This is a genomic window from Paracoccus binzhouensis (assembly GCF_016446475.1).
Classification (GTDB): domain Bacteria; phylum Pseudomonadota; class Alphaproteobacteria; order Rhodobacterales; family Rhodobacteraceae; genus Paracoccus; species Paracoccus binzhouensis.
Genome location: NZ_JAEHFP010000011.1, coordinates 1 through 21,023, shown reverse-complemented (window position 1 = coordinate 21,023; position 21,023 = coordinate 1). Strand labels below are relative to the sequence as shown.

Sequence of the window (21,023 nt, the reverse complement as noted above, 5' to 3'; positions counted from 1 at the left end):
CGCCCGGCGCGGGGCGCCAATGTGGCACAATCCCGCGCAAGGTCAAGCGGATGCGATCAGGCTTCCAGCAGCCGGCGCAGCAGGTCGATGTCTTCCGCCAGGCTGCGGTCGGCGCTGCGCAGCTCCTCGATCTTCTTCACCCCATGCATGATGGTGGTGTGGTCGCGGCCGCCGAAGCGGCGCCCGATCTCGGGCAGGCTGCGCGAGGTCATCTGCTTGGACAGATACATGGCGATCTGCCGCGGCCGGGCGACGGTGCGCACGCGCTTGGGCCCGATCATGTCGGCGAGGCGGATGTTGTAATGCTCGGCCACTTTCCGCTGGATCTCCTCGATCGAGACCTTGCGGTCGTTGGCGCGCAGGATGTCGGCTAGGCATTCCTGGGTCATGTCCAGCGTGATCTCGCGGCCCATCAGGCTGGCGAAGGCAAACAGCCGCTGCAGCGCGCCTTCCAGCACCCGGACGTTCGAGGTGATGCGATGCGCCAGGAATTCCAGCACCCCCGGCGCGATCTGCAGCCCGGGATATTGCGCGCGGAAACTGTCGGTCTTGCTTTGCAGGATGCCCAGGCGCAGCTCGTAATCGGTCGGGTGCAGGTCCACCACCAGCCCGCATTGCAGGCGGGACTTGATGCGCTCCTCCATGTCCTTGATCTCGCCCGGCGCGCGGTCGGCCGAGATGACGATCTGCTTGCCCTGATCGACCAGGGTGTTGAATGTGTGGAAGAATTCCTCCTGCGTGGATTCCTTGCCGGCGATGAATTGCACGTCATCGACCATCAGCACCGAAACCGTGCGGAACAGTTCCTTGAAATCCATCACCGTGCGGTCGCGCAGTGCCTGGACGAAGCGATACATGAACTGCTCGGCGGACAAGTAGAGCACCCGTGCCTCGGGCTGGCGGTTCTGGATCTCGCGGGCGATGGCATGCATCAGGTGGGTCTTGCCCAAGCCCACGCCGCCGTAAAGGAACAACGGGTTGAAGGTCACCGGCCCGCCCTCGGCCACCCGGCGGGCGGCGGCATGGGCCAGCTCGTTGGGCTTGCCGACAACGAAATTGTCGAAGGTGAAGCGGCTGTCGAGCGGCGCGGCCAGCTCCTCCTCGCCCGAGGGGCGCGGGGCGGCGGGGCGCCTGGCGGCCGGCGCGGCGGCCTGGCGGGCGGTCTGGCTGCGGGTCTGGAAGCTCAGGCGCTGCACCGGGCCGCCCATGCGGTCCAGAACCTTCAGGATGTCGTCGCTGTAATGGCGCGACACCCAGTCGGACAGGAAACGGGTCGGGCAGGCGATGATCGCCGTGCCGTCCTCGACCCCGGTCAGGCGGAGCGGCTCGATCCAGGTCGAGAAACTGTCGGTTCCGACGATCTTCTGAAGTTCTTCACGTGCCTGCCCCCAAAGTCTGTCCATCTCGCCCAGTTCCGTCTCTTGTCCCCATGCCCGCCGAAATCCTCCGGCGTGAGGCGATTCGACGGCGCGGCCCGAACGGACAAGCCTCGGCAACAAGACACCCCGCACCACCGAAGCGGCGTTCAGGGGCCGTCCTGCGGCCGAAACGATTAGACACGCGCACGATGCCGGTGGCAGCCGGCTCGTGCATCTTCGGTAGCGGATCGCTGTGATCCTGCTGCCGCTCTGACGGTTGACAGTAATTGTCCCCCGCTCCGAGCATGTCCCCCAGGCGCGACGGTGAATCGCAGGGAACAAGCTAGCAAGAACCCGCGCCGGCCAGCAACCGATCTTCGCGCTTGACAGTCACTTTGCCGGATCGAATCTCGCAAGGATGCGACATTGCCGTGACATTGGGCAAGTCGCTGAAAATGATCGGGAAATCCTGGAAGGCCAGACAAAATCGGGCGCGCCCGGGTGGAGCGCGCCCAAGTCATTGCTACCGATAGTTGCGCAAATGCCGCAGCCGATCAGGCGGTCGCCAGGGCCTTCACCCGGGCCGACAGGCGCGAGATCTTGCGCGCGGCGGTGTTCTTGTGGACGACGCCTTTGGTCACGCCGCGCATCAGTTCGGGCTGCGCGCTCTTCAGGGCTTCGCGGGCGGCGTCGGCATTGCCGCTGGCGATGGCTTCCTCGACCTTGCGCAGGAAGGTGCGGATGCGCGAGCGGCGGGCCTTGTTGACGGCGGTCTGGCGCTCGATCTGGCGGGCGCGTTTCTTCGACTGGGGCGTGTTGGCCATGGGTCCTGTTCTCTTTCTCGTATCTCGATTACGCAAAAGCCCCACGGCACCGTCCGAAAGCGGACGGTCATGATTCTTGCCTTAAGCGGGCCCACGCGCATGTAAGCCCGGGCCTATACAGCGGCCCGGGGCGAAAGCCAAGCCGGAATCAGCGGTCGCGGAACTGCGGCTCGCGCTTTTCCAGGAAGGCGGCCATGCCCTCCTTCTGGTCCTCGGTGGCGAAGAGCGCCTGGAAGCTGCGGCGCTCGAACAGCACGCCCTCGCGCAGCGTGGTCTCATAGGCGCGGTTCACCGCCTCCTTGGCGGCGGCGACGGCGATCTGGCTCTTTTCGGCGATCTTCTTCGCCGCCGCCAGCGCCTCGGGGATCAGCTTGGCGGCCGGCACCACGCGGCTGACCAGGCCCGAGCGCTCGGCCTCGGCCGCATCCATGAAGCGGCCGGTCAGGTGCATCTCCATCGACTTCGACTTGCCGACGAAGCGGGTCAGGCGCTGGGTTCCGCCGATGCCGGCGATGACGCCCAGGTTGATCTCGGGCTGGCCGAACTTGGCATTGTCGGCGCAGAGGATGAAGTCGCAGGCCATGGCCAGCTCGCAACCGCCCCCCAGCGCATAGCCCGAGACGGCGGCGATGATCGGCTTGCGGGTGGCGGTGATGCGGTCGATCTCGTCGCCGAAGATGTTCTCGTTATAGACCTCGACGAAGCTCTTGCGGGACATCTCCTTGATGTCGGCGCCGGCGGCGAAGGCCTTTTCGCTGCCGGTCAGGACGATGCAGCGCACCTTCTCGTTGCGGTCGGCCTCGGCCATCGCCTCGGCCAGTTCGCCCATGAGCTGAGAGTTCAGTGCGTTCAGCGCCTCGGGCCGGTTCAGCCGGATCAGCGCTACGTAGTCGTCGATCTCGACGGTGAGGGTCTGGTAAGCCATCGACTCCTTGCCTTTCGCAAACAAGCTGACCGCGACTCGTAACAAAAGCGCGACCGCAAGGCCAGCGCGCTTCTCTGTCGGGCCAATGCTCCCGCCGGCGGCGGCTTCAGCCTTGGCAGAGCGGGCAGAAATAGCTCGACCGGCCGGATTGCACGATGCGCTGCACGGTGCCGCCGCAGCCCGGACGGGGGCAGGGCGCCCCCTCACGGTCGTAGACGCGGAAGGCATGCTGGAAATAGCCAAGCTCGCCCGTCGCCTGCCGGTGGTCGCGCAGCGACGAGCCGCCGGCGGCGATCGCCTCCTCCAGCACGGCGCGGACATGGCCGACCAGCGCCACGAGTTCGGGCGCCGCGACCGCGCCGGCCAGCCGGCGCGGGTCGATGCCGGCGCGGTGCAGCGCCTCGGAGACGTAGATATTGCCCAGCCCGGCCACGATCCGCTGGTCGAGCAGCGCCGCCTTGACCGGCATCCGCCGCCCGGCGAAGGCCCGCCCCAGGGCCTCGGGGGTGAAGGCCTCGGACAGCGGCTCGGGGCCCAGATGCGCCAGCAGCGGATGCGTCGCGCCCGGCGCCACCAGGTCGACCATGCCGAACCGCCGCGCGTCGTTGAAGGTGATGCGGGTGCCCTGGTCGGTCCACAGCACCACATGGTCGTGGCGCGGCAGGATCGCCGGGTCGCGGTGGAATTCGCCCTGCGTTTCCCCCTCGATCAGCATCCGCCCCGACATGCCCAGGTGCAAAAGCAGGCTGCCCCGATCCTCCAACTCGGCGAGGATGTATTTCGAGCGCCGCAGCAGGCGCGTCACCCGCGCGCCGGTCAGCACCTGCACCAGATCGGGCGGCAGGGGCCAGCGCAGGTCGGGGCGGCGGGCTTCGGCGCGGGCGATGACGCGCCCCTCGAGATACGGCTGAAGGCCGCGTCGGACGGTTTCGACCTCTGGCAGTTCTGGCATTTTCTTCCCGTTCGTCGCATGGTGCGGCCCGCGTCCCCGGTATGGCGCGCGGCGCGCTTTCGGACTATCTGGGCGCGAAACGACGGATGGACAAGCGACATGACCCCAGACGAGCGCGGCGAGACCAGCGGCAACAGCAACGGGGAGACCCATTTCGGCTTTCGCACCGTGGCCGAAAAGGACAAGGCCGGGCTGGTCCATGGCGTCTTCTCGCGCGTCGCCTCGCGCTATGACGTGATGAACGACCTGATGAGCGTTGGCATCCACCGGGTCTGGAAAACGGCGATGATGGACTGGCTGGCGCCGCGCGACGGCCAGCATTTGCTGGACGTGGCCGGCGGCACCGGCGACATCGCCTTCCGCTTCCTGGAACGCGCGCCGGGCGCCCGCGTCACCGTCTGCGACATGACCGAGTCGATGCTGGTCGAGGGCAGGAAGCGGGCCGAGGCCGGCAAGCTTGCGGATCGCCTCGCCTGGGTCACCGGCGACGCCATGGCGCTGCCCTTCGCCGATGACAGTTTCGACCGCTACACGATCAGTTTCGGCATCCGCAACGTCACCCGCATCCCGCAGGCGCTGGCCGAGGCGCGGCGCGTGCTCAAGCCCGGCGGCCGGCTGCTGGTGCTGGAATTCAGCCAGATGCCGGTGCCGATGCTGCAATGGCTCTATGACCGCTACAGCTTCAACGTGATCCCGGTCATGGGCCAGATCGTGGCGAACGACCGCGACAGCTATCAATACCTGGTCGAATCGATCCGCAAGTTCCCCGATCAGGAAACCTTCGCCGAGATGATCCGCGAGGCGGGCTTCGGCCGCGTGCAATGGCGCAACCTGTCCATGGGCATCGCCGCGCTGCATTCAGGCTGGAAGCTCTGACATGCGCGGCCCGCACAACATCTGGCGCCTGATCCGCACCGGCGCCACCTTCGAACGCACCGGCGCGATGAAGGTGGCGCTGGACGCGGCGGACGCGCCCGCCCGGCTGCGCATCGCCGCCCGCATCCTTGGCTGGCCCTTCGCCTGGCTGGGCTACAGGGGCGACCCGGCCCTGCCGCCGGTCACCCGCGCAATCACCGCGCTGGGGCCGGCCTATGTGAAGTTCGGCCAGATCCTCTCGACCCGGCCGGATGTGGTGGGGGTCGAGTTGGCCGACCAGCTTTCCATGCTGCAGGACCGCCTGCCGCCCTTTTCCCAGGAACAGGCGCGCCGCACCCTGCGGGTCGAGCTGGGCCAGCCGGTCGAGGCGCTGTTCGACGAATTCTCCGAGCCGGTGGCGGCGGCCTCGATCGCCCAGGTCCATCGCGCGCGCCGCGCCGACAACGGCCGCGAGGTGGCGGTCAAGGTGCTGCGGCCGGGCATCGAATCCGCCTTCCGCCGCGACATCGACGCCTTCCACTTCGCCGCCGGCATGATCGAGCGGCTGTCACCCGCCACCCGCCGGCTGCGGCCGCGCGACGTGGTGGCGCATTTCGAATCGGTGGTCACGGGCGAACTGGATCTGCGGCTCGAGGCCGCCTCCGCCTCGGAATTCGCCGAGAACACCGGGGGCGACGAGGGGATGAAGGTGCCGCGCCCGCATTGGCATCTCAGCGCCCGCCGGGTGCTGACCACCGATTGGGCCGAGGGCACGCCGCTGGGCGACATCGCCGCGTTGCGCGCTGCCGGCCACGACCTGCCGAAGCTGGGCGAGCGGGTGCTGCAGCTGTTCCTGCGCCATGCGCTGCGCGACGGCTATTTCCACGCCGACATGCACCAGGGCAACCTGAAGGTGGCAAGGAACGGCGATATCGTCATCTACGATTTCGGCATCATGGGCGAGATCGACGAATACACCCGCCGGGTCTATGCCGAGATCCTGATGGGCTTCATCCGCCGCGACTACGAGCGCGTGGCGCGGGTGCATTTCGAGGCGGGCTATGTGCCGCCCGACCGCGACATCAAGGAATTCGCCCGCGCGCTGCGGGCGGTGGGCGAGCCGATCTTCGGCGCCGATGCCAGCCAGATCTCGATGGCGAACCTGCTGGCCTATCTGTTCGAGGTGACCGAGCGCTTCGGCATGGCCACGCGGACCGAACTGATCCTGCTGCAGCGCACCATGGTGGTGGTCGAGGGGGTGGCGCGCTCGCTCGACCCGCAGATCAACATGTGGCAGGTCGCGCGGCCGGTGGTGGAAAGCTATATCCGCGACAACCTGGGGCCCAGGGCCGCGACGCGCGACCTGGCGCGGGCGGCGCAGGTGCTGGGCCGCTTCGCGCCGCTGCTGCCGGAATTCCTGGAACGCCGCATGCCCGAGCTGCTGCGCGAGCCGGTCGCGTCGCCGCCCCCGCCGCACCGGGGGCGGGGATTGGCGCTTGGCATGGTCCTGGGGGCTGTGGCCGCCTTGGCGGGCACGGCGCTGGGGGCCTGGCTGGGCTGAGCCTTGCGGCCGCCACGCGGCGGGGCTTGAGCGTGCTGGTGCTTTGGCCTAACGCTGGCGCATGCGGATTCTCTATCTTGGCGATGTGATGGGGCGCGCCGGTCGGCGCGCCATTTCGGAAAGGCTCGGGCCGCTGAAACAGCGACTGGGGGTCGATTTCACCGTCGTCAACGGCGAGAATGCCAGCGGCGGCATGGGTCTGACCGGGGGACACGCCAAGCTCATACTCGATTCGGGTGCAGATTGCGTGACACTGGGCGACCATGCCTTCGACCAGAAGGAAATGCTGTCCTATATCGAGACCGAGCCGCGCATCATCCGGCCGCTGAACTATTCCAAGGTTGCGCCCGGCCGCGGCGCCCGCGTGTTCGAGGCGACGCGCGGCCGCAAGGTGCTGGTGGCGCAGGTGCTGGGCCAGGTCTTCATGAAGCGGCCCTTCGACGACCCCTTCTCGGCCATCGACGCGGTGCTGAAGGCGCATCCGCTGGGTGGGTTGGTGCAGGCCACGGTGGTGGACATCCATGCCGAGGCCACCAGCGAGAAGATGGCCATGGGCCATTGGTGCGACGGCCGCGCCAGCCTGGTCGTCGGCACCCATACCCATGTGCCGACCGCCGACACCATGATCCTGAACCGCGGCTCCGCCTATCAGACCGACGCCGGCATGTGCGGCGACTACGACAGCGTGATCGGCATGGAAAAGACCGAGCCGCTGCGCCGCTTCCTGACCGGCATGGCCGCGGAACGCTTCACCCCGGCCGAGGGCGAGGCGACGCTGTCGGGCGTGCTGGTCACCACCGACGACCGCACCGGCAAGGCCACCGCGGTCGAGGCGGTGCGCGCCGGCGGCCGGCTGTCCGCCTCGCCGATTTCCGCCTGAGCGTGGCCGGGCCGGCGCTTTCGCTTGCGACGGCGGGGAAAATAATTCTATTACCCCATCGAATGGGCCGTGATTAACCGGGCCTCTGGACAGGACTTGCATGTTTGGTTTTGCACTGACCGGAACGAACGCGGCGATCGCCATGCTGATCATCGTGACCATCATGTTCATCGAGTTCATCCGGGAACGGCGCCCGCCCGAGGTCGTCGCCATCGGCACGGCCGCGGTGCTGATGCTGCTGGGCCTTCTGCCGATCAAGGATGCTGCCTCGGTGCTGTCGAATTCGGCGCCCTGGACCATCGCCTTCATGTTCCTGATCATGGGCGGTCTCTTGCGGACCGGCGCGCTCGAGATCATGTCGCGGCTGGTGACGGCGCGGGCCGACACCCATCCCCGACTGACGCTGTGCGCGCTGTTCGGTTTCGTCATCCTCGCCTCGGCGATCATGAACAACACGCCGGTGGTAGCGGTGATGATCCCGATCTTCATCCAGCTGGCGCTGCGGCTGGGCGCCTCGCCGTCGAAATTCCTGATGCCGCTGAGCTATTTCACCATCCTGGGCGGCATGATGACGCTGATCGGCACCTCGACCAGCCTGCTGGTCGACGGGGTGGCGCGCGAGCAGGGCATGACGCCCTTTTCCATCTTCGAGATCGCCCCGGTCGGCATCGCCATCACCCTGGCCGGGATCGCCTATTTCGTGCTGATCGGCTGGAAGCTTCTGCCCGAGCGCACCTCGCTGGCCGGTTTCCTGGGCACCCGGCGCGAGATGAAATACTTCACCGAGGTCGCCATCCCCGAGGATTCCAGCCTGGTCGGCCAGCCGGTGCTGTCGGCGCCGATCTTCAAGCGCGATTCGGTGCGGGTGATCGACGTGCTGCGCGGCGATGCCTCGCTGCGCCGCAACCTGGCCGAGGTGGTGCTGGAGCCGGGCGACCGCGTGGTGCTGCGTTCGGAAATGGCCGAGCTGCTGGAGATGCAGGAAAACAAGAACTTCCAGATGGTCGACAAGCTCAGTTCGGTCGCGACCGAAACGGTCGAGGTGCTGATCTCGCCCGGGGCGCGGCTGATCGGGCGGCGGCTGGGCGACATGCGCCTGCGCCGGCGCTATGGCGTCTATGTGCTGGCCGCGCATCGCCGCAGCCAGAACATCGGCCGGCAGCTGGACGACCTGGTGGTGCAGACCGGCGACACGCTGCTTCTGGAAGGCGCGCCCGAGGACATCGCCCGCCTGGCCGCCGACATGGAGCTGGTCGATGTCTCGCGGCCCTCGGCCCGGCCGTTCCGGCGCTCGAAGGCGCCCATCGCCATCCTCTGCCTGCTGGCCGTGGTCAGCCTGGCGGCGCTGGACGTGGCGCCGATCATGGCGCTGGCCTTCATCGCCGCGGCGATCGTGCTGATCACCCATTGCGTCGATGCCGAGGAGGCCTTCTCCTTCGTCGATGCAAGGCTGATGGCGATGATCTTCGCCATGCTGGCGGTGGGCGAGGCGCTGGAACATACCGGCACGGTGCAGCTGGTGGTGGATTTTGTCGCGCCCTGGCTGCAGGGCCTTCCGGCCTTTGCCACGCTGATCGCGGTCTATTTCCTGGGCCTGGTGATGACCGAGGTGCTGTCGAACAACGCCGTCGCCGTGCTGCTGACGCCCATGGCCATCGCGCTGGCGAAATCCCTGGGTCACGATCCGCGCGCCTATGTGGTGGCGGTGATGTTCTCGGCCACGGTCGCCTTCGCGACGCCCATCGGCTACCAGACGCATCTGATGGTCTACGGGCCCGGCGGCTACAAGTTCAGCGATTTCGTCAAGGTGGGCGTGCCCCTGGACATCATCTGCGGCATCGTGGCCTGCCTGACCATCCCGCTGTTCTGGCCGCTGTGACCGCCGGCCGGCGGCGGCAGGATGCGGGCCGGCCGCAACCACCGGGCCGGACCGCATCAGCCCTAAGCCGCCGGTCAGGCGGCGATGCGCAGCCGGCCGGCCGCCGCCGTCTCGGCTAGGTTCCGCAGCAGGGCGCGGGTCTCCTCCCAGCCGATGCAGCCGTCGGTGATGCTCTGGCCATAGGCCGGGGCATGGCCGGCGACCAGTTCCTGCCGGCCGGCAACCAGGTTGCTTTCCAGCATGACGCCGCGAATGCGCGCCTCGCCGCCGCGGATCTGCGCGGCGATATCGGCGATGACCGCTGGCTGGCGGGCCGGATCCTTGCCGCTGTTGGCATGGCTCGCGTCGATGACGATGCCGGGATCGATCCCCGCCTTCGCCGCCGCCTCGGCCACCGCCGCGACATGGGCGGCGCCGTAATTCGGCCCGGCATGGCCGCCGCGCAGCACCACATGGCAGTCAGGGTTGCCGGTGGTCGTGGCGATGGCCGCGCGCCCCTCGGCGGTGATGGCCGGGAAGCTGTGCGGACCGGCCGCCGAGCGGATGGCGTCCAGCGCCACCTGCACCCCGCCATCGGTGCCGTTCTTGAACCCGACCGGGCAGGACAGGCCCGAGGCCAGCTGGCGATGGATCTGGCTTTCGGTGGTGCGCGCGCCGATGGCGCCCCAGGCGATCAGGTCGGCGAAATATTGCGGCAGGATCGGGTCCAGGAACTCGGTCGCCGCCGGCAGGCCCATGCGGTTGATCTCCAGGAGCAGGCGGCGAGCCAGCGGCAGCCCGTCCTCGATGCGGTCCGAGCCGTCCAGATGCGGGTCGCTGATCAGCCCCTTCCAGCCCAGGGTGGTGCGGGGCTTCTCGAAATAGACCCGCATGACGATCTCCAGCCGGTCGGCAAGCGCGTGGCGCAACTCGGCCAGCCGGGCGGCGTAATCCAGCGCCGCGTCGGGATCGTGGATCGAGCAGGGGCCGGCGATGACCAGCAGCCTGTCGTCGCGGCCGGCCAGGATGGCGCGGATGGCGGCGCGGCTGTCGGTCACGAGGCGCGAGATCGCCTCATCCCGCGGCAGGCTGGCGGCCAGCGCGGCCGGGGCGGGCAGGGGGCGAAGCGTGTCGATATGCAGGTTCTCGGTCTGGATGGGCATGGCTCTTTCCTGGTGGAGAGGCCGGACCGGACGCGCATCGCAAGAAAAAAGCCGCCGGTCTGGCCAGCGGCTTCGGGGATCGGTATCGCGCCTATGCGCTACACGGCAGCCCGGCTCCGCTGGATGCAGCGGAACCAATAAAACGAGGCGGTGTAGGACATCTGTTGCGACATGCGCCCTGCATAGCGGCTGCGGCGCGGCTTGTCACCCGGTTTCTTGACGTGGCCCGCCGGCCATTCAGATGGCGAAATCCTCGAGCGGCTTGCCGGCGGCCAGGGCGTCGGCGATCCAGCCGGGCTTGCGGCCGCGGCCACTCCAGGTCAGGGCCGGGTTTTCCGGGTGGCGGTATTTCGCGGCCGGGGCCGGGCGTGCCGCCGCTGCCACGACCAGCTCGGCCAGCGAGAAGCCGTATTCCTTCGCGGCGTCCTCGGCCTTGGCCTTGGCTTCGGCCATGCGCCGGGCCTCGTAGCCGTCGATGGCCCTTTCGACGTTCCGGCGCAGCTGCTTCAGCTCGGCCAGCGACAAGGTGTCCAGATCGGCATCGGTCATTCTTTGTCCCCCGTTGATGTGGCAAAACCTGTAGAGCAGAACGCGCAACAGGACAAACGGAACCATGACGACCCGCCCCCTGCTGATGAACCGCGACGCACGCCGGCTGTTCCTGGACCGGCATCTGCTGCTGCGCCCCGCTGCGGGGCCCGGCCGCGGCGCGGATCTGGAACAGCTGCTGACCGGCCTGGGCTTCGTGCAGGTGGACAGCGTCAACACCCTGGCGCGCGCGCATGACCTGATCCTGTGGTCGCGGCGCGGGCGCTACCGGCCGCCGGCGCTGGACAGCCTGATCGCCCGCCACCGCGCCGGTTTCGAGCACTGGACCCACGACGCCGCCGTGATCCCGATGCGCTTCTATCCGATGTGGCGGCTGAAATTCGCCCGGGACGAGGCGCATATGCAGCGCCGCTGGCCGAAATGGCGGCGCGAGGGCTGGGATGCGGAGTTCGACAGCGTGCTGCGCCATATCGCCGATCACGGTCCCGCCAGCGCCTCGGACCTGGGCGGTGACGAGCCCAGGGCGTCGGGCGGCTGGTGGGACTGGCACCCGTCCAAGACGGCGCTGGAATACCTGTGGCGCTCGGGCCGGCTGGCAATCCGGCATCGCGCCGGTTTCCGCAAGGTCTATGACCTGGCCGAGCGGGTGATCCCGGCCGAGCACCTGGCGACACGCCTTGACGAGACCGAGATCGTCGACTGGGCGCTGGCCGCGGCGCTGGAGCGGCTGGGCTTCGCCACCAGCGGCGAGCTGGCCGGCTTCTTCGCCATCGCCACGCGCGACGAGGCGAGGCTCTGGTGCGCCCGGGCGCTGGCCGCCGGCCGCATCGTCGAGATCGACGTGGAAATGGCCGACGGCTCGCTGCGGCGCAGTTTCTCGACCCCGGCGCTGCTGGACCAGGTCGCCATGCTGCCCGAGCCGTCCTCGCGCATCCGGCTGCTCTCGCCCTTCGATCCGGCCCTGCGCGACCGGGCGCGGGCCGAGCGGCTGTTCGGCTTTCGCTACCGCATCGAGATCTTCGTGCCGGCGGAAAAGCGGCAATACGGCTATTATGTCTTTCCGGTCCTGCAGGGCGACAGGCTGATCGGGCGGCTGGATGCCAAGCGCGAGGAGGGCGCGCTGGTGGTCCGCGCCTTCTGGCCCGAGCCTGGGCTGCGCATGGGCCGGGCCCGGCTGGCCGGGCTGGCGGCCGAATTGCAGCGCATCGCACCGCTGGCCGGGGTGGAGGAGATCCGTCACGCGCCGGGCTGGCTGCGGGCCTAGTGCCGCGCCGCTGCTTGCGCCTTGGGCCGGCCGAGCAATGGTAAGCGAAATCATGCGGATCGACCCTATCGTCAGCAAGAGGTGCCGCAAATGCCTGTGGGCTTGGCAAGACCGGGCAAGCCACCGTATTTTTTCCGCGTCAGGATCGGCAAAACTCGGCCAAGAACAGGGCAAGATCTTGTATTGTCGGTCAACCTGCGTCTCGATGGCCGCGGAAGGAATCTCAATTTTCTCGGGGTATCATGTATTCGCGCAAACTCGCCCGCCGCACCATGCTGCAGGCCGCCCTGGGCGGCGGCGCTTTCTTCCTGCTGCCGCGGATCGCGCAGGCGGCGGGGAACGGTGCCGCCGCCGGCGAGCCGCAGCCGTTCTCCTTCGAGATGCTGACGGATCGGGCGCGCGACCTGGCGCAGCAGGCCCACCAGCCACCGCAGGTCGAGGATGCCGAGATCCTGGAACAGGTGGATTACGACCGCCATAACGAGATCCGCTTCCGCCAGGACCGGGCGCTGTGGCGCGACCGCCCGGTCGCCTCGCAGGTGCGGTTCTTCTTTCCCGGCCGCTATTTCAAGCAGCCGGTGCATCTTTACAGCCTCGACGACGGCATGGCCTCGGAAATCCCGTTCTCGCTGGAGCTGTTCGACATCCCCCCGGACAACCCGGCGCGGCGGCTGGCCAAGACCGACGGATTTGCCGGCTTCAGCGTCATGGATGCGGAAACTGGGCTGGACTGGATGGCGTTCCTGGGCGCCTCCTACTGGCGAACCTCGGGCTATAGCGGCCAGTTCGGCCTGTCGGCCCGCGGCCTGGCGATCGACACCGCCATTCCCGACGGCCCCGAGGAATTCCCGCTGTTCACGCATTTCTGGCTGGAGCCGGAAACCGAAAGCGGCCAGACCACCTATGCGCTGCTGGACAGCCCGCGGGCGACCGGCGCCTATCGCATCGTCTCGCGCCGGGGCGAGGGCGTGGTGCAGGAGGTGACCGCCCGCATCTTCATGCGCGACGCGGTCGAGCGGCTGGGCATCGCGCCCCTGACCTCGATGTACTGGTTCGGCAAGAACACGCCGCATCTGGCCGCCGATTGGCGCCCCGAGATCCACGATTCCGACGGGCTCGAGATCCTGACTGGCAGCGGCGAGCGCATCTGGCGGCCGCTGAACAACCCGCCGCATACCATGGCCAACACCTTCGCCGCACCCTCGATCAAGGGGTTCGGGCTGATGCAGCGGGAAAGGAATTTCGAGCAATACCAGGATGATGGCGTTTTCTACGAGAAGCGCGCCAGCGCCTGGGTGGCGCCCAGGGGCGACTGGGGCGACGGCACCGTCACCCTGGTCGAGCTGCGCACCGAGGACGAGATCCACGACAATATCGTCGCCTTCTGGCAGCCCGCTGTCCCGGCCAGGGCCGGCGATGCCTATGCGCTGGACTATACGCTGTCCTGGCTCAAGGACAGCCCGCTGACCGGCAGCACCGGGCAGTTCGTGGCGGTCCGCGTCGGCGCCGGCGGCGTGCCCGGCCAGCCGCGGCCGCGCGATACCATGAAGATCGTCTGCGACTTCACCCCGCATGGCCTGTCGCCGGGCGACAAGCCGCGCTTCAACATCTCGGCCTCGCGCGGGGTGGTGTCGAACGATGCGGTCTATCCCATCGTCGGCCGGCCGACATGGCGGGCCATGTTCGATCTGGGCTTCGGCAGCTTCGACGCGCAGGCGCCGCGCGACGACAGCCCCATCGACCTGCGCGCCTTCGTCTCGAACGGCGATGCCGCGGTGACCGAAACCCTGCTGTTGCAGCTTTTCCCGGCGCAGCTGCGCGCCTTGCTGGCCAACAAGCCGTAACCGGGCGGCGGCGCCGACGACCCGCCCGGGGCTTGGGGGCTGGTCAGGTGGTGGGGCTGTGCCGCCAAGCATAAAATGAGCCATTTCAATCAGGGCGATCTACAATGCACTGAAAGGACTTAATAATTTTTATGGGTTCCTCGGAAACGTCAAGTCTTTGCCCCTTTTGCAAGCATAAAATGACCCTCGAATCTTCGAGATTCAGGCAAGAAAAATGCCGCCCGAAGGCGGCATGTATGAAGTCCCAGGATTGGAGGCGTTCGAAAGATGCTCGGGGGAGGATGAGGCGGAATCACCTGAGCATAGATGATGTCCGAGCCGAAAGCGGAATCCGCTGGGACAGGTTCAGAGCACGAAGGGCATGTCCTTGTCCGGAATCCTGGCGGGCAGCACTTTCACCTCTTGTGGATCGACGAGCAAACCACCCAGACCCGGCTCGCTCTGCAGACGGAACACGCGTTCTAGATGGTGCCGGAACACCCCGATAAGGATGACCTCCATCGGCACCCGGCTCATCTCGGCGGCCTTTGCCAGCTTCACGAATCCCTCTGGCGCGGTGCCCACCTTTGGGAAGCCTCGGTTGATTTCGTTGATCAGCGCTTCCACACGTAACCCGTCAATCGAACGGCTGACCTTGCCCTGTTTCTGACCGTTGCCGCCATGCAGCGCGGCCAGAAGACCGGTGTTGATGAGACAGGTCGCCATCGGGCGCGAAGCGTTCAGGAGGCTGGGCAGCGCGGTGACCGCGACGGCCCGGCGCATCTCCAACGCCACCTCATGCCCGATCTGAAAGTCCACAAGCGTGGCTGAACAAGGCTGGTCTTTCGCCTTGGCCGGGATGACCCGCCTGGCGATGAGCACGTCCCGCAGGGTGAGCGGATGCACGCCACCAGATTTCGCGATGGAGGTGATACTGCCCCATTTCGGCATGGTCACCATCTTACCGAGCAGTTTTTCCTGAGGCAGGATATCCGTGGTGTCGATGATGTGCTGGCGCAGCAATTCGCGGATCGGACCGGGATCCTTGGTAAGTTTTGGGGAGGAAAGCCATCGGTAGAGCATGCCGAAGGTGGCGAACCGGTTATGATGACCGACCATGCCCCGCTCAATAGCCCTCTGTTGCAGCATTTCCAGCCCGGATCGGACACCGTCCTCGCCCTGCCGGACATATGACCAAGCATTGTTGCTGGCACGATTCCAGTCGGTCATCGAGAGCTCCGCCGGCTTGGCCTGCGTCCCGAACTCCAGCACCCCGCCGAGCATTTCGGTTGCACGGGTGACCTGTTCGATACCCTGTCCGTCAGCCCAGGCGGGACCCGATCGGCCCTCAAAGCGCGCAAGGACATAGTCCTGCAGAGGGGAAGGCGGTTGGACGTGGGCGGTTTCCGCCAAGGCCAGCAACGCCCGTTGGTCTTCCGGCACGAGAACCGAAAGCTCATGCGTGATATCGTCCCACTTGTTCAGCCGGCGCGAGATCAGCGTCAGATGATGGACCGGGCAGACCCGGACCGGTTGCAAGCGCCAAATGAGCCGCCCGCGGCGCATGGCATCGGGTCTGTGGTGGCCCGTATCATCCTCGGCCAGACAGGCCGGACAGAACCGCGTCTGCGGTCCGGTGGTCATCTCGGCGGTAAAGGCCTCGCTGCGCAAAAGGAACTGGCGCTCTCCCAAGGCGTGAATGGTATTGTGCAGCACCGGCTCAGGATCCTGATCCGCCACGTCGCAGAGACGGGTGATCGCGTCCGTCGCGCCCGCGACCAGATCCTTGAGCGCGATGCCGAGATCGTTGAGGAACGGCACCAGCCGCCCGCCGGTATGGAAGGCGGCAAGGCGCGCGGCCCAGGAGAGCGGAGTTTCGTCGGGCACGAAGGGCAGGCGGGGGAACAGAAAGGCCATGATCATTTGCTCCGCTTCCGGCGCGGGACGACAACAGGCATGTCCTCCTCCGGCTCGCGGTCGGGATCGATGAGCCACCATTCTTCCGCGAGGAAGATATTGCGATGCGGCTCGCTCCCCTCCTTCAGCGTCCAGTCCTCGGCGAAATGACCCATGTCCAGACTTTCGTGCCCGCAGATCAAGGCGCGTTCGATGGCGCCGATGACGGCTTCGATGCAGCGACCGAAACGGTGGCGGGAAGCATGGACCAGCCGGTCGACCAGATCGGCCTCGGCGGGCGGCTCCAGGTTGGCCCGCTTACAATAGGCCGCGATCATGTCGGTGATATGAGCACGGTCGGCCACCGCGTCGACAGGCGGTAGGAGGAGCGTGGTGAAGCGACGCTGGACCTGGGGATCGGACCGCAGGATATCGCGCAGCTTCCCGGTGCCGGAGAGAATGATGGCAACAGCCTCGTCGCCCTGCATCAGCGATTTGATCGCCCGCAGGATCAGGCCGCGGTCGGCGCAGAACAGGTCATGGGCCTCGTCGATCAAAAGGACGGCAATGCCGCGGACCGTGAACCGGGCTCGTAGCAACTGCACCAGCGACCACGCCTCCCGGCGGCCCTCGATTGGAGGATAGCCGCTCTGTTCCAGAAGATGGCCAATCATGCTCTTGAACGTGGCAGGCGACGGAACCGAGCCGGCAAGCCATGCCTGCTGTCCGTCCGGCCCGGCATTGAGCGCCGGATGGCGCCGGAGAGCATGGTCGATGAGGGTGGACTTGCCGCCGCCTGGCTCGTCGATCACCATCACCCCGCGGGTTTCGCGGGTCGTGGTAAATCGCTGCGCCACGGGCAGGAGGTTGCCCTCGGCGTCGCGGGAAAGCAGGCGGTCCAGGTGGTCGCCAAAGTTATTGTCGCGCTCGGTCCGGATATAGAGGCTCCGGATCTTGTTCATGGTCTCGGTGATGTCGGCGGGGCTACGCATGGTCATTCTTCGATGCTCCAGTTTTTGTCAGAGGGAATTTCGGCCGGCGGGGCGGAGGCGGTGCGGGCGGGAATGTTGGGCTTGTGCAGGGCAGGCCTCTCGGCGGCGCGCGGGATCGGCAGCCGATCTTCCTCCTCATCGTCGTCAGGTGCAGGAATCGAACGGCCCGGGCCATCGGTGGCCGGCATCCCCGACTGCGGACGGGCGGAGGTGCGGAAACCGATGAAGAGGCGTTGCCGCGCCTTTTCGATACGCTCCTCGGTCCATTCGTCGACGAACAGATCGGCCAGCCACCTGGCCTGCTCGTTGCGTGCATCGATCGCCTGCATCGCCTCGTCGATCATGTCGAAGTAGAGGGTCTTGCGGTCCGGATGGGCGGCGCGGAGGTTGCGAATGGCATCCAGCCAAATGTTGGCGCTTTTTCCAACCAGCGCGTCCCAGGTCTCGAAGCCGTTCTTGACCGCAGGCACCGTGATCCATTGATCGCCGAGGTAAACCTCGATGCCGCCGAGGTCGCGGGGATGCCAGCGCACATGCAGCTTCTGTTCACCTTTGCGGCTCATCCAGAGCGCCAGCGCCTCGCAGTGATAGCGCACCCCCAGAACCACGATGCCGCGTTTGTCCAGGGCGCGGATCAGGCGTTCTCCGAACACCATTCGCCAGCGCTGGTTGTCGGGGGACGGGGCGACCCCGTCCCGGGCCACGAGTTCCTGCCAAACCTGTCGGGGTGTCTTGCCGCCCAGGCCCGAATGCGGCGTGTTGTGATATGCGTCGACGATCCATCTGGTCAGGCAGAAGGCCAGATCGTCGAAGGTCAGGGCGGCGAGCGACTGCGGATCCGCCTCGCCCTTTTCAACCACATCACCGAAGGTCCGGCCGCTCAGCAGTGGAAGCAGGCGTAGGTTGAGTGTTCCGAAGATTCTCTCGATGAAGGCCCGAAGCTCAGGCAGCCCCCCGACAGCGATCTCGGTGGCGATGCCGAGGTCGGCGCAGGCCATCTTGAACTCGGGCGCGATAAAGGCGGATCCACCATCCGAGACGATCAGTTCCGGCGGGCAGGCCATGTCCCAAGGGTCATGGCAGTCGGCGGCACAGGCCCATCGACCCTTGTTCACCATGGTCATCTGCAGCACCTGCCGCGCAGCGCGGTGATTGGGCGTCCGGCTGATTGCGATGCCCAGGATGCAACGCGTCCGGACGTCGATGGCCACGGTGACGGTCCATCGAACAGACTTCTTCTCGAGGCCGAGCCGTCTGCGCAGCGCCGCAGGGATTCCGTCGATGAACATGCGCATCTCGGGAATGGTGAAGAGGTCGAGGGAGATCTCGTCGATCTCCACCCGCTCACCAGCCCGGGTTACCTCGATGCCAGCCCCTACCGGTCTGAACTTCGTCCGGGCGGCACCAGGGCCGATGCGTGCGAGCGTTGCACCGAAAGGATCGATAAGCGCGATCTCTTTTCTCACGGTCTCCCGCGAAGGGGGAACCAGCGGCAGATGGCCGTCGATCCTGCGTTGTTCGTTGGCGATCTTGAAAGCGCGATCGACCGCTTCCCAGACCTGTTTTGCCTCCTTGCGGTTCTCGTCGAGCCAAGCGCGCCGGATCGTCTTGACCATCAGGGCGATGGCCTCTCCATCCATCTTGCGGTTCCGGTTGCCGCGCTTGTGGAAACGCCCCGGCAATGCGGCCTCACCACCGAGGCGAGCTCGCTTCTGCCAGCGCTTCAGCGTCGACCAGGATGGAACCTCGCGGAAATCTGCCGACTTCGACAGACCGCTCCCGCCCGTCGGGTAAAGTTCATCGACCAGTCGCGACGCGGTGGCGAAAAGCAGGGCTTCATTCGCCGTATACGACTCTTGGCTGGCCTTGATCAGCCCTTCCGACCTGAGCTTCTCGTAGGCCGCGAGATAGGCGCTGCTCTTCAGGAAAGCGGCGAGCTGCTTTGGCGGGAGCGCGGAAATCAGCGCCTGGGACGGCCTGCTCGAGCGCGCCCGTGCCCGGTTCTGGTCAAAGTATCCGCGCTCGTGCCGGATATGGCCTGCCCTGTCGAGACCGGCCAGCTGCATGTGCGGATAGACCTCAGACAGGCCATTCCCTTCGGTCTCGGCCAAGACCCAACCATGGTCATTGCAGCTGATCGGGCGCAGCGGCACCGACATGCCGGCGATGGTCAGGCGGTCGTAGGTGCTCAGAGCCAGCCGATGCGCAGGACTCGGTTCAAAGGTGATTTGCTGCATGGCATCAGACCCTGGAACCGGGGGCGGCATATACGGCGGCCTGATAGTCGATACGCACATGATCGAGGAGACGGAGGCGCTGGCGGCGGATCAGCCGGACCACGGCCCGGTAGCCATCGGCGCCCATGCCGATGCGTCGGACCAGATCCTCGATCACGGCGATGCCGGTCATTTCCGAAATCATTCTTTCCGCCGCGATATCCGCATCCGGCTGCGGCTGCCGCATGCCGTGCATCAGCTTCCCATTGAACAGGTCGACCTGATCGAGGTCATCATCGGTCAGCAGGCGGACATCATGGACAAAACCGCGCTGCCGCGCCTGGTGTGCGATCCGCGGCATGGTCGCACCGAAGCGGCCGCCGGTGCGCAAGGCCGGCCGCACCGCGTAGGCGATCCGCTTCCCATCTCGCTCCGTGACCAGGAAGTCGAAGTAATGCGTATGCACTTCTCCATCCCGATCCTGCCAGTCGAATGCCGCCTGTTCACGAAGGTCGGTGGTGGCGGACCGCGCAAGCAGCACCAGGCACCAGCAAAACTCCAAGTGACTCTCCACCATAACCAGACGTCCGGCGCTGTGCCCTTCGGCGTCCCCAGTCACGATGCGTCCGGTGAAATGTCCCTTCGAAAAGCGCGCGATCTTCCGCTCCGCCCGTGAGGGCAGATGCAGATCGAGACCGTTTCCAAAATAGTTCAACCCGGAATACCCCGGATCCGCCGGCCGCATGGCCTTGGTGTCCTTCTTCGTCGTCTTGTTCGCCATGGGCAAACCCCTCTCGTTGCCGGAAGCGACGCTTCCGGCGAATGTGGGATGGGCATGAGAGGCACAGCTTGCCGGCCTGTCGGGCATCGGATCAGCCGTGGTGTCTCATGACCGTGATTTTCGGAGCGCCCCTTCGGCGGGACGCGGTTCACTCACAGCCGCTTTCCGGATCCAGGCATGAACGGGCCGTTTCCGGCCCGTCGCGCTTGCGATCAGGACCGGGTGGGTCGTTCTAGCCGACCCCGGAAAGGGGCTTGTTGGTGTGAGGAAGTCCGTCGCCCATGCGGATTCCTTGCGGCGGGCCGCTGAATCTGCTAAGGAACCAGTATGTGAGCTGGAGGGCTTCGGTCTTCCTCGAAACGATCACGTCGGAATGCGCCAACATTCCGGCGTTTTCGTATCTGGGGGCATCAGGTCTTCATCGTTCATCCCTCCAAAAACTGTGTGGCTTTTGCGCGCACAATATCCCGCAGCCCGTTGGATTGGAAGAAAGCACGTCTTATCAACGGGTTGATCTGGACCCCAAAGGGGATTCCGTTTTTAGCATTCCGTTTGGCGCCCGGTGAGGGCAGGTCTTGTAGACCAGCCCTCTGGAGCCGCGACAGACAGTTCCTCCGCTCCGGTCCAGATTGGGCTTCGACGGTGCGAAAAACACTCGGCCTGATTGCCGAATTTCGCCTGCCGTAGGAAAGCTTGGGGGTGGATGGCCCTTTGAATGGTCCGGGCGGTCCTGGAACGGCCTGCTTTATGGCAGGCGATTCGGGTCCGTTTCCGGCGATCAGAGGAAGCATCAGGCTGAGCGATACCCTGCGCCCGATCCGGATGGATCAGCGTATCAGGCGGAAGGCCGTAAAGGCGATATGAGGGATCGTGTTCAGCATCATGCCCACAACTTATCGTCGTGCTGACGGGCCCTGCAATCGGGAAATTTTTGGTGTGTCCCGGCCCTGGATATTGACTGTTACAAATATGATGCAGTCGTAATTTATTTGGATTTCCGTGCGTCGTGAGAAGTTGCGGAGGTCCCTTCCTTACTGTTTAGGTCATGTTGACAAATGGCGAAGCCAGAGCCTGATGCAGGCGATGTCGATGAAGCCGAGGAAACTGTCTGCGGTTTTGTCGTAGC

Annotated in this window: 16 protein-coding genes and 1 pseudogene; 6 read left to right on the top strand and 11 right to left on the bottom strand. The window is 66.3% G+C overall.

Translation table 11 applies throughout. The features are described 5' to 3' along the window. Nucleotides 1-56 precede the first annotated feature (56 nt). From dnaA to mutM, 4 genes are all read right to left on the bottom strand, one after another. Entirely contained in the window at nt 57-1,403 is a 1,347-nt protein-coding gene (dnaA, locus tag I9P22_RS05080; protein WP_199258275.1) for a chromosomal replication initiator protein DnaA, read from the bottom strand. Between the two features lie 509 nt (nt 1,404-1,912). After that, the gene (gene rpsT / locus I9P22_RS05075) at nt 1,913-2,182 is read right to left on the bottom strand and encodes a 30S ribosomal protein S20 (RefSeq protein ID WP_199258274.1); all 270 of its coding nucleotides are present in this window, start codon (nt 2,180-2,182) and stop codon (nt 1,913-1,915) included. A 148-nt stretch (nt 2,183-2,330) separates the two neighbouring features. Beyond that, nucleotides 2,331-3,107 carry an enoyl-CoA hydratase gene (locus I9P22_RS05070; RefSeq protein ID WP_199258273.1) on the bottom strand — a complete coding sequence of 259 codons (777 nt, stop codon included), beginning with the start codon at nt 3,105-3,107 and terminating at the stop codon, nt 2,331-2,333. Between the two features lie 106 nt (nt 3,108-3,213). Further along, complete coding sequence (mutM, locus tag I9P22_RS05065; protein WP_199258272.1) at nt 3,214-4,059, bottom strand: bifunctional DNA-formamidopyrimidine glycosylase/DNA-(apurinic or apyrimidinic site) lyase; 846 nt, start codon at nt 4,057-4,059, stop codon at nt 3,214-3,216. Between the two features lie 99 nt (nt 4,060-4,158). On the opposite strand from mutM, the gene ubiE reads away from it, so the two are divergent. The 4 genes from ubiE to I9P22_RS05045 all read left to right on the top strand — a co-directional run bounded on the left by ubiE (nt 4,159) and on the right by I9P22_RS05045 (nt 9,234). Further along, nucleotides 4,159-4,935, top strand: coding sequence for a bifunctional demethylmenaquinone methyltransferase/2-methoxy-6-polyprenyl-1,4-benzoquinol methylase UbiE (ubiE, locus tag I9P22_RS05060; protein ID WP_199258271.1), 777 nt, complete (start codon nt 4,159-4,161; stop codon nt 4,933-4,935). A gap of 1 nt (nt 4,936) precedes the next feature. Beyond that, the gene (gene ubiB / locus I9P22_RS05055; RefSeq protein WP_199258270.1) at nt 4,937-6,475 is read left to right on the top strand and encodes a 2-polyprenylphenol 6-hydroxylase; all 1,539 of its coding nucleotides are present in this window, start codon (nt 4,937-4,939) and stop codon (nt 6,473-6,475) included. A gap of 61 nt (nt 6,476-6,536) precedes the next feature. After that, the gene (locus I9P22_RS05050) at nt 6,537-7,355 is read left to right on the top strand and encodes a TIGR00282 family metallophosphoesterase (RefSeq protein WP_199258269.1); all 819 of its coding nucleotides are present in this window, start codon (nt 6,537-6,539) and stop codon (nt 7,353-7,355) included. Nucleotides 7,356-7,455: 100 nt separating this feature from the next. Then, the gene (locus I9P22_RS05045; protein ID WP_199258268.1) at nt 7,456-9,234 is read left to right on the top strand and encodes an SLC13 family permease; all 1,779 of its coding nucleotides are present in this window, start codon (nt 7,456-7,458) and stop codon (nt 9,232-9,234) included. Between the two features lie 74 nt (nt 9,235-9,308). Here I9P22_RS05045 and I9P22_RS05040 read toward each other — a convergent pair whose 3' ends face one another. Continuing rightward, a complete protein-coding gene (locus tag I9P22_RS05040) occupies nt 9,309-10,376 on the bottom strand; it encodes a 3-deoxy-7-phosphoheptulonate synthase (RefSeq protein WP_199258267.1) in 1,068 nt (355 codons plus the stop codon). A gap of 237 nt (nt 10,377-10,613) precedes the next feature. After that, entirely contained in the window at nt 10,614-10,925 is a 312-nt protein-coding gene (locus I9P22_RS05035) for an H-NS histone family protein (protein WP_199258266.1), read from the bottom strand. 64 nt (nt 10,926-10,989) lie between these two features. On the opposite strand from I9P22_RS05035, the gene I9P22_RS05030 reads away from it, so the two are divergent. Together I9P22_RS05030 and I9P22_RS05025 are read left to right on the top strand one after the other, a co-directional pair. Next, complete coding sequence (locus tag I9P22_RS05030) at nt 10,990-12,189, top strand: winged helix-turn-helix domain-containing protein (RefSeq protein WP_199258265.1); 1,200 nt, start codon at nt 10,990-10,992, stop codon at nt 12,187-12,189. A gap of 242 nt (nt 12,190-12,431) precedes the next feature. Beyond that, a complete protein-coding gene (locus I9P22_RS05025; protein WP_199258264.1) occupies nt 12,432-14,033 on the top strand; it encodes a glucan biosynthesis protein in 1,602 nt (533 codons plus the stop codon). Between the two features lie 345 nt (nt 14,034-14,378). Here the strand turns inward: I9P22_RS05025 and I9P22_RS05020 are convergent, their stop codons facing one another. The 5 genes and pseudogenes from I9P22_RS05020 to I9P22_RS05000 all read right to left on the bottom strand — a co-directional run. Further along, nucleotides 14,379-15,929 carry a TniQ family protein gene (locus tag I9P22_RS05020; RefSeq protein ID WP_199258263.1) on the bottom strand — a complete coding sequence of 517 codons (1,551 nt, stop codon included), beginning with the start codon at nt 15,927-15,929 and terminating at the stop codon, nt 14,379-14,381. A 2-nt stretch (nt 15,930-15,931) separates the two neighbouring features. Continuing rightward, nucleotides 15,932-16,906, bottom strand: a complete 975-nt coding sequence (locus I9P22_RS05015) for a TniB family NTP-binding protein (protein WP_233253228.1) — start codon at nt 16,904-16,906, stop codon at nt 15,932-15,934. Next, nucleotides 16,903-19,137 (bottom strand): Mu transposase C-terminal domain-containing protein, encoded by a 2,235-nt coding sequence (locus I9P22_RS05010; RefSeq protein WP_199258262.1) that lies wholly within the window; start codon nt 19,135-19,137, stop codon nt 16,903-16,905. The genes I9P22_RS05015 and I9P22_RS05010 overlap by 4 nt, the downstream gene beginning before the upstream one ends. Nucleotides 19,138-19,141: 4 nt before the next feature. Next, nucleotides 19,142-19,897: a hypothetical protein gene (locus I9P22_RS05005; protein ID WP_199258261.1), complete on the bottom strand. Its 756-nt coding sequence runs from the start codon at nt 19,895-19,897 to the stop codon at nt 19,142-19,144. A gap of 1,043 nt (nt 19,898-20,940) precedes the next feature. Next, a pseudogene (locus I9P22_RS05000) lies at nt 20,941-21,023 on the bottom strand (IS5/IS1182 family transposase); the annotation flags it as partial.

Excerpts from the sequence above, each read along its gene's own strand:
- mutM (WP_199258272.1), bottom strand. The coding sequence starts at position 4,059 with ATGCCAGAACTGCCAGAGGTCGAAACCGTCCGACGCGGCCTTCAGCCG.
- I9P22_RS05050 (WP_199258269.1), top strand. The coding sequence starts at position 6,537 with ATGCGGATTCTCTATCTTGGCGATGTGATGGGGCGCGCCGGTCGGCGC.
- dnaA (WP_199258275.1), bottom strand. The coding sequence starts at position 1,403 with ATGGACAGACTTTGGGGGCAGGCACGTGAAGAACTTCAGAAGATCGTC.
- I9P22_RS05005 (WP_199258261.1), bottom strand. The coding sequence starts at position 19,897 with ATGGCGAACAAGACGACGAAGAAGGACACCAAGGCCATGCGGCCGGCG.
- I9P22_RS05030 (WP_199258265.1), top strand. The coding sequence starts at position 10,990 with ATGACGACCCGCCCCCTGCTGATGAACCGCGACGCACGCCGGCTGTTC.
- I9P22_RS05035 (WP_199258266.1), bottom strand. The coding sequence starts at position 10,925 with ATGACCGATGCCGATCTGGACACCTTGTCGCTGGCCGAGCTGAAGCAG.
- ubiB (WP_199258270.1), top strand. The coding sequence starts at position 4,937 with ATGCGCGGCCCGCACAACATCTGGCGCCTGATCCGCACCGGCGCCACC.
- I9P22_RS05070 (WP_199258273.1), bottom strand. The coding sequence starts at position 3,107 with ATGGCTTACCAGACCCTCACCGTCGAGATCGACGACTACGTAGCGCTG.
- I9P22_RS05015 (WP_233253228.1), bottom strand. The coding sequence starts at position 16,906 with ATGACCATGCGTAGCCCCGCCGACATCACCGAGACCATGAACAAGATC.
- rpsT (WP_199258274.1), bottom strand. The coding sequence starts at position 2,182 with ATGGCCAACACGCCCCAGTCGAAGAAACGCGCCCGCCAGATCGAGCGC.
- I9P22_RS05040 (WP_199258267.1), bottom strand. The coding sequence starts at position 10,376 with ATGCCCATCCAGACCGAGAACCTGCATATCGACACGCTTCGCCCCCTG.
- ubiE (WP_199258271.1), top strand. The coding sequence starts at position 4,159 with ATGACCCCAGACGAGCGCGGCGAGACCAGCGGCAACAGCAACGGGGAG.
- I9P22_RS05025 (WP_199258264.1), top strand. The coding sequence starts at position 12,432 with ATGTATTCGCGCAAACTCGCCCGCCGCACCATGCTGCAGGCCGCCCTG.
- I9P22_RS05010 (WP_199258262.1), bottom strand. The coding sequence starts at position 19,137 with ATGCAGCAAATCACCTTTGAACCGAGTCCTGCGCATCGGCTGGCTCTG.
- I9P22_RS05045 (WP_199258268.1), top strand. The coding sequence starts at position 7,456 with ATGTTTGGTTTTGCACTGACCGGAACGAACGCGGCGATCGCCATGCTG.
- I9P22_RS05020 (WP_199258263.1), bottom strand. The coding sequence starts at position 15,929 with ATGGCCTTTCTGTTCCCCCGCCTGCCCTTCGTGCCCGACGAAACTCCG.